The following is a 15,021-nucleotide window of genomic DNA, read 5'->3' as shown; positions in this document are numbered from 1 at the left end:
TTTCAAAGGTAATAGCGATCCGGTAGCAATTCTAATTCTTTGAATGAATGGAGATTTTGGATGAGTGTTGAGTGGAGCCCCGAGCGTCAGCAAATACAAGAAGCAGTCAAAGCAATTTGCGATAAATACGACGATGCCTACTGGAGAAAAAAAGATGAAAATCACGAATTTCCATCTGAATTTCGACAGGACATGGCCGATGCAGGCTGGTTTGGAATAACGATGCCTGTGGAGTATGGCGGCGCCGGATTAGGTATTACCGAGGCTGCCTTACTCATGCAGACGGTAGCGAACTCAGCAGGCGTGCTTGCTGCCTGCACCTCCATTCATATCAATATCTTTGCGCCTCATGCCATTGTCGTTCACGGCACACCTGAACAGCGTCGTTCAATATTGCCTGCCCTGGTACAAGGGAAAGATATTCCATGCTTTTGCGTCACTGAACCTGATGCGGGGCTTGATACCACAGGAATAGCTACGCGAGCGGTGAGAGGGAGCGACGGGTATGTCATTAATGGACGTAAAGTATGGATATCAATGGCTCAGCACGCCAGCAAAATGATGATCCTTGCACGAACAACACCACTTTCTGAGTGCAAGCGCCGTACTGACGGAATGAGTCTGTTTTATACCGATTTTGACAGGCGTTATGTCACGGCTACTGAAATACAAAAAATGGGGCGTGCAGCTGTCGATTCCAATTCAGTATTTATTGATAATTTGCCCGTTCCGCAGGAGCATCGTATTGGCAAGGAAGGAGAAGGGTTCCGCATACTGCTGGATGCAATCAATCCGGAACGTATTCTCGTTGCCGCCGAGTGTGTCGGGATAGGCCGGCGAGCGCTTGGAAAAGCCATCGACTATGCGCGGGAACGTGTCGTTTTTGGGCGTGCCATAGGACAGAACCAATCGATTCAGCATCCCCTGGCGCGCAACTGGATGGAGCTGGAGGCGGCCGATCTGATGATCTGGCAGGCTGCCGCGTTATATGACGCAGGCAAGTCGTGCGCGGCTCAAGCTAACGCGGCAAAATTCCTGGCCGCTGAAGCCGGTTTCTCTGCCTGCAATCGGGCCTTTCGTACGCTGGGAGGGATGGGTTTTGGCGCCGAGTATGACGTTGAGCGTTATTTTCGCGAGATTATGGTGCCGCAAGTTGCTCCCGTGAGTGCAGAGATGATTCTGAATTTCATAAGCGAACGGGTGCTGGGCCTGCCGCGATCATATTGAGGAGAGAGACTTGAGTGAGCAAAACCCATTAATTGTTGAACGTGAAGGTCATGTCCTGCGTTTGACATTAAATCGGCCTGACCGTCGCAATGCCATTACTGACGAGCTCTGCCTTCGATTGTCGGATGCGATTGTAGCAGCAGAAGACGACACAGATATCCGCTGTATTGTCGTGACTGGATCGGGTGATAAAGCATATTGTGCTGGTGCGGATTTGACGCCAGGAGACACGCCTTTCAAAGTGGATTTCAACAAGATCGGAACGGCCTACGCCACGTTACTTCGTAATACGAAGGCGTCGCGCCTTCCGATGATTGCGCGTGTCAATGGTGTTTGTATGGCAGGCGGCATGGGCATTCTGAGCATGTGTGATATTGCAGTTGCCGTGACTGAAGCCCGCTTCGGGCTGCCCGAAGTAAAAATAGGCCTTTTCCCGCTGCAGGTTGCCGTGCTGCTGCAAAGCATTCTGGGTCCGCGACGTATGGCAGAGATGTGCATCACGGGTCAGCCGATCAGTGCGCAACAAGCACTTGAATACGGCCTTCTCAATGCCGTGGTTCCGCGCGATGATCTGGACTCATGCGTAAACACCTATGTCAATGCCGTGGTTGCCGCCGCGCCTGGCGCAGTGCGACGCGGAAAGTACATGCTTCGGCGCATGGAAGAAATGAATTTTGAGCAGGCAATGACATTTGCAGAAACGGCCATTGCCCCCATGATTCTGGCTGACGAAGCGCGGGAAGGTTTGGCTGCTTTCAATGAACGACGGGCTCCTTCGTGGATCAACATGAATCATAAGGAAACGAAATGAAATCGAACGATGTGTTGCGCATTGGTGGGGCCAGTGCATTTTGGGGCGATAGCAGTCAAGGGATTCGGCAGCTTTTGGACGGTGACCAAGTGGATGTGCTGGTCTTTGATTATCTCGCGGAACTCACCTTGTCGATCATGGCCAGTGCCCGGGCGCGGGATCCCGACAAAGGCTATGCGACTGATTTCGTAACGGCGGTCGGGCCCTTATTGCAGGAAATCAAGAGTAAGAATATCAGGCTATTGAGTAATGCCGGCGGAATGAATGCGAGAGCGTGTGCGCAGGCATTGCGTGCGATAGCCGAAAAGGCGGGTGTGGCGCTCAAGATAGTGGTCGTTGAAGGCGATGATCTGATTCCCGTGCAAGAAGAAATTCGTGCCGAGGGCGTCACAGAGATGTTTTCAGAAGAGGCATTGCCGGCCGAGTTGACCAGTCTGAATGCATACTTGGGCGCTTTTCCTATTGTCAGGGCAATAGAAAGCGGTGCCGATATAGTCATCACGGGTCGCTGTGCAGACAGTGCGCTTGCATTGGGGGCGTTGATTCACAAGTTTGGATGGCTGCCAGATGATTACGACCGGTTGGCGGCAGGCAGTCTGGTCGGGCATTTGCTTGAGTGCACGACACAAGCCACGGGAGGTCTGTTTACCGATTGGTGGCGGGTATCAGACTGGGAAAACGTTGGATTTCCAATTGCCGAATGTAGCAGTGATGGCAGCTTTATGCTTACGAAGCCCCAAAGTACCGGTGGCTTGATCAGCCGGTTATCGGCAGCCGAGCAAACACTTTACGAGGTTACGGATCCGGCCAACTATTTATTGCCGGATGTGGCATGCGATTTCACGGCAGTCACCATAGAACAGGTGGATGCCGATAGAGTGCGAATAGCCGGTGCGCGTGGCGGGCCGCCAACCGATACTTATAAGGTGAGCGGCACCTGGCTCGATGGGTATCGGCTATCGTCCACGTTGACGATCGTCGGGGATCATGCAGTGGATAAGGCTAAACGTCTGTCAGCAGCAATTCTGGGACGGACAGCGAAGCTGATGAACGATGCCGGGTTCGACGATTACAAGGATACGTGTTGCGAGATTCTTGGTAGCGAGCTGGGTTCCTACGGGGCCGTTGCGAAGCCCGATGCGAGGGAGGTGGTTCTGCGCATAGCTGTCCGGCATGATAAGGCCGAAGCACTGCACATTCTTTCCCGTGAAATTGCTCCATTTGGAACATCCGCTGCTGCAGGAACGACGGGGTTCAGCGGTCGTCAAAAACCGTCAGCCGTGTTTCGTTTGTTTTCCTTTCTCTGGCCCAAATCACGGGTACCGATTTCACTCGTCGGGACAGATGGTGTGAGCATTCCGGTTTCCTTGCCTGCGCCAAAAGGCATCTATGAGAAGGCGAATGGCGACGTATACCATGATATTGACGCATTGAACGGTGAAGTCAGAACGGTGCCCTTGTCGTCAATTGCGGTTGCACGCAGCGGAGATAAGGGAGATGTTGCGCATCTTTGCCTGATTGCGCGCAAGCCGATGTTTGCAGCTTGCATTGACCAACAGATGACGGCTGCCGCAGTCAAGAAATACTTCGAACATCTGGTTGACGGAACCGTCACCAGGTACGACGTTCCGGGTATCTCCGCCTATAACTATATTATGACCCGGGCATTGGGAGGGGGCGGCGCAGCCTCATTGAGAAACGATCCGCTGGGAAAAACATTTGGCCAGATTCTTCTGAGTCATCCGGTCCAGGTGCCCGAGTCGTGGCTCCCGGAGCTTGACAGTGGCTACCCCAATTAAAGGAAAGGACGAGACATGATGAACAACGCGCTATGTCAAATGTTTGGCATTGAGATTCCAGTATTCGGATTCTCTCATTGCAGAAATGTGGTATCGGAGATTACGCGAGCCGGCGGGCTGGGCTGCCTGGGCACCGCATACTATACGCCCGAGCTGCTTGAAATGGAGCTCAAATGGATTGATGACCAGATAGGAGACAAGCCCTATGGCGTCAACCTATTGCTGCCTCAAAAATATGACGTTGTCGGAGATACTTCCCTGGATCCCGATGCGTTGCCAAAGGCCCATGTGCAATGGCAGCGTTCACTACTGGATTCAGCCGGCATTCCACCCCTGCCGGCAGAAGAACGTGACGCCCTTATGAAAGAGGAACTCGATCGTCTGCATATGACCCCCGAATTCTCCAATGAACTGCTTGACGTGGTGTTGACGCATTCGAATATCAAGCTGGTCGTAAGCGCATTGGGCTCACCGCCCCCCGAAATTTTGCAGCGCTTGCATGCCAATGGGATCAAGGTCGGCGCCATGACGGGAAAGGTCGAACATGCACTTAAGCACAAGCAGGCAGGATTGGACCTTGTGATTGCTCAAGGCACCGAAGCGGCGGGGCACACGGGTGTCGTGACGTCGATGGTGTTATGGCCCGAGGTAGTGGACGCTGTGTTTCCCATGCCGGTACTGGCTGCAGGCGGAATTGGCCGAGGTCGCCAGATGGCGGCTGCATTTACTCTGGGTGCCCAGGGTATCTGGTGTGGTTCGGTCTGGCATGGTACACGGGAAAGCGATCTTTCCGATGAAATGAAGCAATTGCTGTTCAAGGCACGTTCCGGTGATGCAGTTCAGACGCGGTCCAAAACAGGTAAGCCGGGCCGGATGCTGCGCAGCAAGTTCACCGACGCATGGGTACAAGCTGATGCTCCTCAGCCATTGCCGATGCCGTGGCAAAGCGTTCTGAATGTGGAGGCCCGATTGCGTATTGATCGGGCTCGCGCACTTGATTACATGACATGTCCGGTTGGTCAGATCGTGGGTAGCATTAACCAGGAAAGCTCGGTGCGCCAGGTGATATACGACATGCTCGAGGAGTTTGCAGACACTGTCGAGGGGCTTCGGGAGAAGGCAGGATTGGATGCATGATCACAAGCGGGACAAGCCGATCAGACTTGACTCGTGATCCTTGATTCCATCGGGTTGCCTGTGCGTTATTTAAGATTCAAATCGCTATTTTGCTGAAAGGGAAATCATGTCGAAAGAGCAGCATTTTTCCGGGCCGCTTGCGGGGCTCAAGATCATCGATCTGACTGCAGTACTGATGGGACCGTCAACCACCCAGATGTTGGCGGATCTCGGGGCCGATGTGATTAAAGTCGAGGCGGTCGATGGAGACGCCGTGCGCAAGATCGGCCCCCATGGCGATGAAAAAATGGGGCCGCTTTATTTGGGACTCAACCGCAACAAGCGCAGTATCGTGCTGGATCTGAAGAAGCCGGATGGGCGTGAGGCCTTCCTGCGTTTGGTCAGGGATGCAGATGTTGTCACGACCAATGTTCGTCCCAAGGGAATGGAACGTCTGAAACTGGCCTACGAGGATTTGGCGGAAGTCAACCCCCAGATTGTGTATGTCAGCCTGGTGGGGTTTTCGCAAAGGGGGCGTTATGCGCGGTCTCCGGCGTTTGACGATCTGATACAGGCGGCAACGTCGCTGCCGTGGGTTGTAGCAGAAAATACCGATGGAAACCCGCGCTATATCCCGGTGAATATCGCAGACCGCACCGTTGGCTATTATGCGTTCGGCGTCATTCTTGCTGCATTATACAGTCGAGACCGAACGGGGAAAGGGCAGCGGGTGGATGTTCCCATGTTTGAGACCATGGTGCCTTATGTGCTCGGCGATCATTTGTACGGGCAAAAATTTATTCCATCCCAGGGTGGTTTTGGCTACCCGCGCATTCTGGCGCGCTCGCGCACACCATTTCGCACCAAGGACGCGTGGGTGTGCTGCACGATCTACCATGATCATCACTGGAAGGCCTTTCTGCAAGTTATTGGACGGTCTGATATGTGGGAGACGGATCCCAGGCTGGCGACAATGACCACACGGACTGCTCATAGTGAAGAGCTGAGCGCTTTTGTGAGTGAACAAATGCTCCAGCGCACAGCCGAAGAATGGCAAAAGGCACTTGAAAGTGCCGATATACCGGTGTTTCCGATGAACACGCCCGAGAGCTTGCTTGACGATCCACACCTGCGTGATATTGATTTTTTTTCCGAGGCGGAGCATCCGGTTGTCGGAACAATCCGGGAAATGAGCGTGCCCAGCGAATGGCACGGGACGCCGCCCACAAATTACCGTTTGCCGCCTATGCTGGGTGAACATAGTTGTCAGATATTGAAAGAAGTCGGATATACGGATGAGGAGATCGAGAATTTGATCCGGCACAAGAGTACGCTGCAGGCACCGGCGCATAAGCAGGATGAGGCCAAGGTTGATGAGTAGTCCTGGTTACACGTCTGGAGAACGTGTTTTTCGGGACAGGAGGTACAGGCTGGATTCGACGTTATTACACAAAAATAGGGAGACACAGCATGAAATGCAGAGAAATCATTCTCGCCTTGTCACTATCGAGCGTACTTGGAATGGGAAGCGCGCATGCGCAGCAATATATCAAATTTGTTACTGGCAGTGCGCCTGGTGGCGGCGTAGACCATGTTACACAATTGCTTGCAAATAGTATGGCTCCGGTTCTTGGGCAAAAAATCGTTGTTGAAAATCGCCCTGGGGCTTCCTACAACATTGCTGCAGCCTATGTCGCGAAAGCGCCAGCCGACGGGAGTACGGTTTTAATCACCTTCAACGTGCATCCCATCGCCGGCGCATTGCATCCCAATTTACCGTTCGATCCGGTCACCAGCTTCAGAGCTGTTGGCAAAGTTGCCACCACGCCGTATGCCATCGTGGCTAACCCGTCCCTGCCGGGTTCAACGCTCACGGAGACCATCGATCTGGCCAAAAAAGACGGGCGTTCACTGTCTTTTGCTTCAATCGGCCTGGGAACGCCTCAGCATCTTATGATGGAACGCCTCAAGAAGCAGACCGGTGTGGATATTGTCATGGCTCAGTATAGCAACCCGTCGCAGGGTCAGATAGACGTAATGGCAGGGCGTGTTGACTTTACCTTGTCGACGATCGCGTTCTGCGAACCACATGTCGCTGCGGGAAAAATGAAAGTGCTCGCGGTGACAAGCGAAGAGCGGCTGCCGCAGTTCCCGAACGCCATAACTATAAAGGAAGCAGGTTACGAAGGCTTTGTGACAGATGGCTGGTATGCCATGCTGCTGCCTGCCGGGACGCCGGATTCGATTGTGCAGCAGTACAATGCTGCCTTGAATAAGGTGCTTGCGACTGATACGTTGCGTAAACAATTCAAGGCGGCCGGGCTGACGCCGTCTCCGGGAACGCCTGGAGAGCTGGACCAGCTCATTGAGCATGATGCCATTCAGTGGAAAAAGGTGATCACCGAACAAGGGATCAAACCGGATTAAAACCATGATTGTGATGGATCGTGGGGCCCTCACACCGATATAACGTTAATAAGAAGCATCATAGGAGATAAGCATGAATTGGAAAGGAGTTGTCGTTGCGCTGGTCGCGATCAGTTTACATACGGTGGTGCCGGCAAAAGAAGTTGCCAAAATCATTATCGGCAGTGCCCCAGGTGCGGGCATGGATAGTGTCACTCGCGCCATTTCGGATGTGCTGGGTGAACAGATGGACCGTACCTTTATCGTCGAAAACCGTCCGGGAGCCTCAAGCAATATTGCAGCGGAACACGTCGCAAAGGCCGCGCCGGATGGTAAGACGGTGCTTATTACTTACAACGCGCACCCTGCGGCGAAAAGCCTTTTCCCCGATTTGCCGTTTGATACTGTGAAAAGCTTCCGGGCGGTTGGCATGATCGCCTCAACACCCTACATCCTGGTGGCCAGGCCTGACTTGCCGGGCAAAGATCTGAAAGATATGATAGAGCTTGCTAAAAAGGACAAACGTACCGTGACCTTTGGGTCGGCAGGACTCGGAACTCCCCAACACTTGATGCTGGAGCGTCTTAAAAAGCAGACAGGAGTGGATGTCAGCATGGTGCATTACAAGAGCTCATCGCAGGCGCAATCGGATGTGATAGGCGGGCATGTGGATTTCACACTGTCCACGGTGGCATTTGCTGCTCCCCAAGTGAAGGCAGGCAGGTTAAAGGCCTTGGCCGTGACCTCCAAAGATCGTATGGCAGACTTTCCCGATACGCCGACGATCGCGGAGTCGGGATATGACGGATTTATAACGGACGGTTGGTATGCAATGCTATTGCCCGCCAATACACCGCAAAACGTGGTGGATGCCTACAATACAGCGCTGAACACGGTGTTGGCACAACCTTCGATCAAGAAACGATTTGCCGGCATGGGTCTGACACCCAGGCCGGGTACAGCGGAGTCATTAGAAAAGCAGATTCGTATCGATGAAAAATTATGGGCCGGGGTGATCCGGGAGCTTGACATCAAGCCACAATAACCGGCTCTCGTTCGTGGGGAAGCGACCTTCTCGTGAGGTAGTATGCTGTGTATATGCACCACAAGCAGCATGTCCGCGTATTTCTAACAAAACTGGGAATTCTCGTGAATCGACAGATTATTCTTGCCTCCAGACCGACTGGATTGCCATGCCCCGAAAATTTTCGGATGATCGAGTCGTCCGTGCCGGTGCCTGGTGAAGGCGAGGTGCTGATTCGTCATACCCATTTGGGATTGGCACCTGCGGCCCGACTTCAGATGGGAGAGGCTGCTTCTTATCGCGCTCCGATGAAGATCGGAGATGTGATATACGGACAGGCGCTCGGTACTGTACTAAAAAGCCGAAACCCCTTATATCGTGAAGGCGACGTCGTCATGATACAAGACGGAGGGTGGCAGGAATACTCGATTTCCGATGGTCACGCCGTAACGAAGGTCGAGTCCGATATCGCGCCGCTTACGGTATGGCTTGGTGCGTTGGGTACATCGGGGATGACCGCCTATGTCGGGTTGCTCGATTTTGGCTTGCCCCAAATGGGGGAGACGGTGGTCGTGTCTGCTGCAAGCGGAGCGGTCGGCTCCATGGTGGGGCAGATTGCGCGTATCAAAGGATGTCGTGTGGTGGGTATTGCCGGCGGTCAGGAGAAAATGACGCATCTGCGGCGTGACTTTGGCTATGACGCTGCAGTTGATTACAAGGATGCGGCATTCGATGAAGCACTAAGGGAAGCATGTTCAGCAGGTATAGACGTGTACTTCGACAACGTGGGCGGCCACGTCAGGGATGTCGCTTGGCCGCTGATGAATCGTAACGGACGCATTGTGGTCTGCGGCCAGATATCCGAGTATAACGATTCCCCTGCGTCCGGACCAGGCTGGTTTGATATTCTTGCGCGGCGGCTTTCGGTCAGAGGGTTCATTCTGAGCGATCATGCGAACCGCCGTCCCGATTTCCTGCGTGATATGGGAGCCTGGTATCGAGAGGGCAGGATCGCGATACGCGAAGAGGTTCAAGAGGGGCTGGATCTTGCGGTACCCGCATTCATCGCCATGCTTCAAGGTAAGAATTCTGGCAAGGCCATCATAAAATTATGAACAGATATTTTTCCGCGGCGCAGCGTATTTACGATGGAGAAGGCAGTCTTCAATCACTTCGTTCCGAACTGGCTCGGCATGGCTGCTCGCGGCCCGTTGTGATAAGCGGCGCGACATTAGATCGCAACGCTCGTGTCCATGCATTGATCGAGCATGCGCTGGATGGCAAGCCTGCACAGTGGTTTAGTGGCGTGCGCCCTCACAGCCCTGTCGAGACAATACGCGCATCGGCAAGACTCACCCGGTCGGTCAAGGGCGATTGCCTCATCGCGCTTGGCGGAGGTTCCGCAATGGTGACCGCACGTGCCACCGCCATCATCTTGGCTGAAGGAGATGATTTTCCTGTGATGGCAACCCACGCCAGGGACGGTCAACTCGTCAGTCCTCGACTGATGAAAGCCAAGTTGCCGATATTCGTCGTACCGACGGTACCCAGTACCGCCATCGCCAAAGCAGGCAGTGCTGTGCTGGAGGAGTCAGCACGTACGCGCCTTGCGCTGTATGATCCGAAAACACGTGCTGCAGCGGTGTTTTTAGAGCCTGAGTTGTTGATGACTGCCGAGGTTAAACTGGTGTCATCTGCTGCCATCCATCTTATGGGTATGGCGATCGAAGGCATTCTATCCTCAACGGCACATCCCCTTTCCGATGCGACCCTAAGTCATGCTCTATACCTGACTTGGAACATGCTTTCGCAATTGAAGGACAATCCAGAGAATATTGCAGCGCGTGTGAACCTGGCCCTGGCCGCAGTCCTGTGCGGGCAGGGGACCGATCATGCGGGTGGAGGTGTATGTTCGGCGATTGACCATGCGATTGGAGCCCGTCTCGGTATTTCCAATGGTGCCTGTCATGCCGTATTGCTGCCTATTGTGCTTTCGCGCTATGATGGCGCTACTTTGGCTCAGGTAAGATTAATCGCAAGTGCGCTCGGACTTGCTCGCGATGTCTCGCTGCAGGAATGCGCGGATGTGCTTGCGCAAGGTTTTTCGGCGCTGGGCTATGCTTGCCGTCTGCGCGATCTTGGTGTGCCTCGGGAGAGCATCCCGGCGCTAGTATGCGATGTGAAGCGTGACTGGTTTGCGGCTGCAAATGGCGTGGCAGGCAAGCCAGAGGATATTATTGAAACGGCGTGGTAAAAAAAGCCCATCGGGTGCCATGGGGATAAACAAAGCTTATGATTTCGTCAACTCGCAGCAAACCAAAACACGAGGAAGATCGTGTATTTCCACGTCCTGCACCGGTCTTTACGCAGGGGGCGACCACTTTATATGCACAGTTCGCCAGCGTGCTACGGGGACGCATATTGGGCGGTGAATTCGCGCCGGGCGATCTTTTACCAAGCATTGCCCAATTATGCAAAACGTATAACCTGGGCCGGATCACTGTCAGTCATGGTCTGCAGATTCTTGCTGATGAAGGACTGATCACAGTCGAACGTGGCCGGGGAACGCAAGTGATCCATTCTCCAGGAGAGCGACAGACGCTCCCCATGTTCAAGTCCCTCACAACGATGTCCTATACCGATCCGGAAAAGTACAGTGTTCAACTCGATACCCGCCTGACGGGGCAGCCATTGCCCGACAACAGATGGGCGGTCGGCGAGCCATTTGATTCGTACGTTCGCATCGATAAAGTCGACAGCGATGATGGTCGCCCTTACTGCCAATCTACTGTATATGTTGCCGAGGCAATTTCCAGGAAATTTCCGGCCGGAGCTGAAAAAAAATATAAACTCTTCAGACTTGTGCAAAAGTATTCTTCCATGCCGATTACGGGCGGTAAAGAGCGTTTCACCGTAGCTGCTGCCGATATTCATGAAGCGGAAAAGCTCCGTATCCCTATGGCGGCGCCAGTGGCTCATGCGATTCGTGTGTTTACCGATGAGCGCAATCGGGTCGTTTACTACGGTATATCTAGCTACAGGGGTGATCTTTTCGGTATCGAACTTGACTTGTCCGAGCACTTCAAACCGTAAAATTATTCGTTAACACGTAGATTATTAAGAATCAGAGGAGTTTTTTTATAAATAAATAGAACATTCGTTTTATTTTGACGAAACGGAGTCAGAAATTTATATTCATCATATAGGAGGTGAAATGGAAGCGACGTTAAGTCTGGCGGGAAAAATCGCTCTGGTGACAGGCGCGGCCGGAAGTCTCGGAAGTCGTTTTGCCTATGTGCTGGGGAGGGCCGGAGCCAAAGTTGCACTGGCGGGCAGACGGCTGTCGCCACTGCAAGATTTGGAGGTGGAACTAGTCAAGCAGTCCATTGAAGCTATGCCGATAGTCATGGACGTGACATGCGCGGAATCGGTCAGAAGCGGACTGGACCAGATCCAGGACCGTCTGGGATTGGTGGATTTACTAGTGTGCAATGCTGGGATAGCGATCAACAAGAAATCCATTGATATGTCTGTCGAAGAGTTCTCTTCGGTGATGGACACCAATTTAAAAGGCAGCTGGATCATTGCAAATGAAATGGCCAGGCGATTGATCGGTGCGAACTGTCCGGGCTCGATTATCAATATCACCTCGATTTTGGGGCATCGTGTCGCCGGCGCGGTGATACCTTACACGGCATCAAAGGCCGCGCTGGAGCAAATGACTCGCGCGCTGGCACTGGAGTGGGCGCGTTATGGTATTCGGGTCAATGCTTTGGCGCCAGGCTACATCGAGACGGAGCTGAACCGAGCGTTTTTTGACTCTGATGCCGGCAAAGCACTAATCAACCGTGTTCCCTTACGGCGTCTGGGCCAGCCTGAGGACTTGGACGGCGCTTTGCTTTTACTGGCGTCAGAGGCGTCAAAATATATGACGGGCAGCACTATTGTAGTGGATGGCGGTCATTTGCATTCTTCACTGTGAGGATTAAGAGATGGATTTTAAATTATCTGAAAAGACAGAACGGCTAAGGCAGCGTATCCGCCAATTTGTGGACGATGAACTGATTCCGCTGGAAAAAGTGGCAGACTCGTATGATGAGCATGAGAACATTGCGCCGGCAATTTTGGCGCAGATGCAGGCAAAGGCGAGGGAACGGGGGCTTTGGTCCCTGCAAATGCCGGTGGAGCGAGGCGGACAAGGGCTGAGTATGGCTGAAATGGCACCTTGCTATGAAGAAATGAATCGCTCTATTTTCGGCCCCGTGGTTTTCAATTCTGCCGCCCCGGATGATGGCAATATGATGGTGCTGAATAAGGTCGCGACCGAGGAGCAAAAAACGACATGGCTGCAGCCCATTATTGATGGCGCTGTTCGATCATCATTTGTTATGACCGAGCCTGCGCCGGGCAGTGGCTCCGATCCTTCCATGATGTTGACTACCGCCACAAAAGAAGGAAATGACTGGGTCATCAACGGACGCAAGCATTTTATTACAGGCGCGGGCGTGGCCAGCCATTTCATTTTGATGGCGAAAACATCCGAAGATAAACGCAAGGGGCTTAGTGCCTTTTTGTTTCATAAAGACGATCCAGGCTGGGAGATCATCCGCCGTATTCCGATTATGGGACCCGAAGAACACGGAGGGCATTGTGAATTGCAATTCAATGACTTGCGTATTCCGGATCATCATCGTCTGATGGAGATCGGCGACGGCTTGAAACTGACTCAAATCAGATTGGGGCCTGCCAGGTTGACGCACTGCATGCGCTGGTTGGGTCTGGCAAAGAGATCACTGGAAATTGCCACGGAATATGTCTCTCATCGTGAATCCTTCGGTTTCCGACTGGCTGATCGTGAAGGCGTACAGTGGTTGCTCGGCGAGGCAGCGATGGAGATACAGATAGGGCGCCTGTTGACCATGCATGCCGCCTGGAAACTGGACCAGGGAGATTTTGCACGAAAGGAAGTGTCCATGGCCAAGGTGGTTGTGTCCAATACGCTGCACAAGGCTGTTGACACTGCCATTCAGTTATGTGGCGCACGTGGTTATTCAAAAGATACCCCCCTGGAATGGATTTATCGCTATGCGCGGCAGGCCCGTTTGGTGGATGGCGCTTCCGAAGTACATAAAATGGTTTTGTCCAAAAATTTGATGAATGAAGGGATTGATTTCTGGAAATGGGGATAGGCAATGGACGAGATGTCGGATCCCTTTCGTATTGCAGACTTCATCGCAGGTAATACCAGGGCAAACAGTATTCAGGTCACCGGCTTTACCAAACTTTCGGGTGGAGCGATACAGAATAACCATGCTCTTTCTGTTGTAATGGATGGCGGAAGCTGTCCCGGTACGCACACATTTGTGGTTCGCAGTGATGCGCCGTCGACGATTGCTGCCTCTCTGACCCGTGAGCAGGAATTTGCGGTGATCAAATGCGCTTATGCTGCGGGCGTGACGGCGCCGGAGCCACTCTGGTTATGCACAGATAAGTCCGTCATTGGACAACCCTTCTGCATCATGCGCAAGGTTGCTGGAGTGGCCAATGGACGACAGCTTGTCAGGCAGGAATTGTCGGAGGGTGAAGCATCCGCGCTTGTGCGCTCTCTGGGGCGGGAGCTGGCTCGTTTGCATCGCATTCAGCCCGAAAGTGCAGATCTCTCCTTTTTGGAAATACCTCAACCGACTGCGGCATCAGCGCGTATTAGAAATTATAGAACCGCCTTGGATGACATATCCGAGCCTCACCCTGTATTGGAATGGGCATTGAACTGGCTGGAAGATCGTATGCCTTCGCCGCTGCCACTTTCCTTGTGTCACTGCGACTTCCGCACAGGAAATTATATGGTCTATGAGGGCCGACTTACCGGAATATTGGACTGGGAATTTGCCGCCTGGAGTGATCCGTATGAAGACTTGGGGTGGCTTTGCGCGAGAAGCTGGCGCTTCGGGAAGGTCGACAAGGAAGTCGGAGGGATGGGTCACAAGCGTGATCTTTTTGACGGCTATGCAAATGTTGCGTGTGTAGACGTAGAGCCTGAAAGAGTAAAGTATTGGGAGGTCATGGCAATGGTTCGATGGGCAATTATTGCCCTGCAACAGGCGCAACGGCATCTTTCGGGTGAGGAAATTTCGCTGGAACTTGCATTGACAGGGCGGATGGTGCCGGAAATGGAGTTTGATGTGCTTAACCAGTGTTTGACGATGGAGAATACAGATGGGTAATCAGCCAGACGGGCAGAATTTGCTTCTTACGGCGCGCCGCGTGTTGCTTGAAGAAATACTGCCGATATTGCCCGATGAGTCGCGCTACACGACGATGATGTTGGCTAATGCCATGGGAATTGCTGCGCGCGAGCTGGATGCTGAAAAGCGGTCAGACCTGGAAGAAGAAAAGTCGCTTGGACTATTTTTAATTGAAGTCGGCGTTGAATCAGGTCAAAAGGTCGATTGTGATAATGCGGCCATGCTTGCTGATCTCATCCGCCAAAGAAGCATTCCTGATAGATGGCAACAACCTTTAGCGGAGATGTTGCTTGCGCTGACGAGGCGCAAACTGCAGATCAGCAATCCCAAATATTTGAGCTTGTAAAAAAGAACGACCCTTGCCTGCGAAGTATCGTGTACGGAACATTGTTC

Annotated in this window: 14 protein-coding genes; all 14 read left to right on the top strand. The window is 53.0% G+C overall.

Annotated features, from left to right (window positions below; translation table 11 throughout):
- The first annotated feature begins 60 nt into the window (after positions 1-60).
- Positions 61-1,227, top strand: a complete 1,167-nt coding sequence (locus W822_RS27860; RefSeq protein ID WP_024003827.1) for an acyl-CoA dehydrogenase family protein — start codon at positions 61-63, stop codon at positions 1,225-1,227.
- A 10-nt stretch (positions 1,228-1,237) separates the two neighbouring features.
- Complete coding sequence (locus W822_RS27855) at positions 1,238-2,038, top strand: enoyl-CoA hydratase-related protein (protein ID WP_024003826.1); 801 nt, start codon at positions 1,238-1,240, stop codon at positions 2,036-2,038.
- Positions 2,035-3,837: an acyclic terpene utilization AtuA family protein gene (locus tag W822_RS27850; RefSeq protein ID WP_024003825.1), complete on the top strand. Its 1,803-nt coding sequence runs from the start codon at positions 2,035-2,037 to the stop codon at positions 3,835-3,837. The genes W822_RS27855 and W822_RS27850 overlap by 4 nt, the downstream gene beginning before the upstream one ends.
- A 15-nt stretch (positions 3,838-3,852) precedes the next feature.
- Positions 3,853-4,974 (top strand): NAD(P)H-dependent flavin oxidoreductase, encoded by a 1,122-nt coding sequence (locus W822_RS27845; RefSeq protein WP_051401599.1) that lies wholly within the window; start codon positions 3,853-3,855, stop codon positions 4,972-4,974.
- A 106-nt stretch (positions 4,975-5,080) separates the two neighbouring features.
- Positions 5,081-6,334, top strand: a complete 1,254-nt coding sequence (locus W822_RS27840) for a CaiB/BaiF CoA transferase family protein (protein WP_024003823.1) — start codon at positions 5,081-5,083, stop codon at positions 6,332-6,334.
- 23 nt (positions 6,335-6,357) lie between these two features.
- Entirely contained in the window at positions 6,358-7,380 is a 1,023-nt protein-coding gene (locus tag W822_RS27835) for a Bug family tripartite tricarboxylate transporter substrate binding protein (protein WP_155848078.1), read from the top strand.
- Positions 7,381-7,453: 73 nt separating this feature from the next.
- On the top strand, positions 7,454-8,404 hold the full coding sequence (locus W822_RS27830; RefSeq protein WP_024003821.1) for a Bug family tripartite tricarboxylate transporter substrate binding protein: 951 nt from the start codon (positions 7,454-7,456) through the stop codon (positions 8,402-8,404).
- A gap of 104 nt (positions 8,405-8,508) precedes the next feature.
- Positions 8,509-9,498: an NADP-dependent oxidoreductase gene (locus W822_RS27825; RefSeq protein ID WP_216593286.1), complete on the top strand. Its 990-nt coding sequence runs from the start codon at positions 8,509-8,511 to the stop codon at positions 9,496-9,498.
- Positions 9,495-10,637 (top strand): iron-containing alcohol dehydrogenase family protein, encoded by a 1,143-nt coding sequence (locus tag W822_RS27820; protein ID WP_024003819.1) that lies wholly within the window; start codon positions 9,495-9,497, stop codon positions 10,635-10,637. The genes W822_RS27825 and W822_RS27820 overlap by 4 nt, the downstream gene beginning before the upstream one ends.
- A gap of 38 nt (positions 10,638-10,675) precedes the next feature.
- Positions 10,676-11,476, top strand: coding sequence for a GntR family transcriptional regulator (locus tag W822_RS27815; RefSeq protein WP_024003818.1), 801 nt, complete (start codon positions 10,676-10,678; stop codon positions 11,474-11,476).
- 121 nt (positions 11,477-11,597) lie between these two features.
- A complete protein-coding gene (locus W822_RS27810; RefSeq protein ID WP_024003817.1) occupies positions 11,598-12,365 on the top strand; it encodes an SDR family NAD(P)-dependent oxidoreductase in 768 nt (255 codons plus the stop codon).
- A gap of 10 nt (positions 12,366-12,375) precedes the next feature.
- A complete protein-coding gene (locus W822_RS27805; protein ID WP_024003816.1) occupies positions 12,376-13,572 on the top strand; it encodes an acyl-CoA dehydrogenase family protein in 1,197 nt (398 codons plus the stop codon).
- Positions 13,573-13,575: 3 nt separating this feature from the next.
- On the top strand, positions 13,576-14,607 hold the full coding sequence (locus W822_RS27800) for a phosphotransferase family protein (RefSeq protein ID WP_024003815.1): 1,032 nt from the start codon (positions 13,576-13,578) through the stop codon (positions 14,605-14,607).
- On the top strand, positions 14,600-14,974 hold the full coding sequence (locus W822_RS27795) for a DUF6285 domain-containing protein (protein ID WP_024003814.1): 375 nt from the start codon (positions 14,600-14,602) through the stop codon (positions 14,972-14,974). The genes W822_RS27800 and W822_RS27795 overlap by 8 nt, the downstream gene beginning before the upstream one ends.
- The last annotated feature ends 47 nt before the right edge of the window (positions 14,975-15,021 follow it).

Source organism: Advenella kashmirensis W13003 (assembly GCF_000506985.1).
Classification (GTDB): domain Bacteria; phylum Pseudomonadota; class Gammaproteobacteria; order Burkholderiales; family Burkholderiaceae_B; genus Advenella; species Advenella kashmirensis_A.
This window is presented reverse-complemented; position numbering and strand designations above follow the sequence as displayed.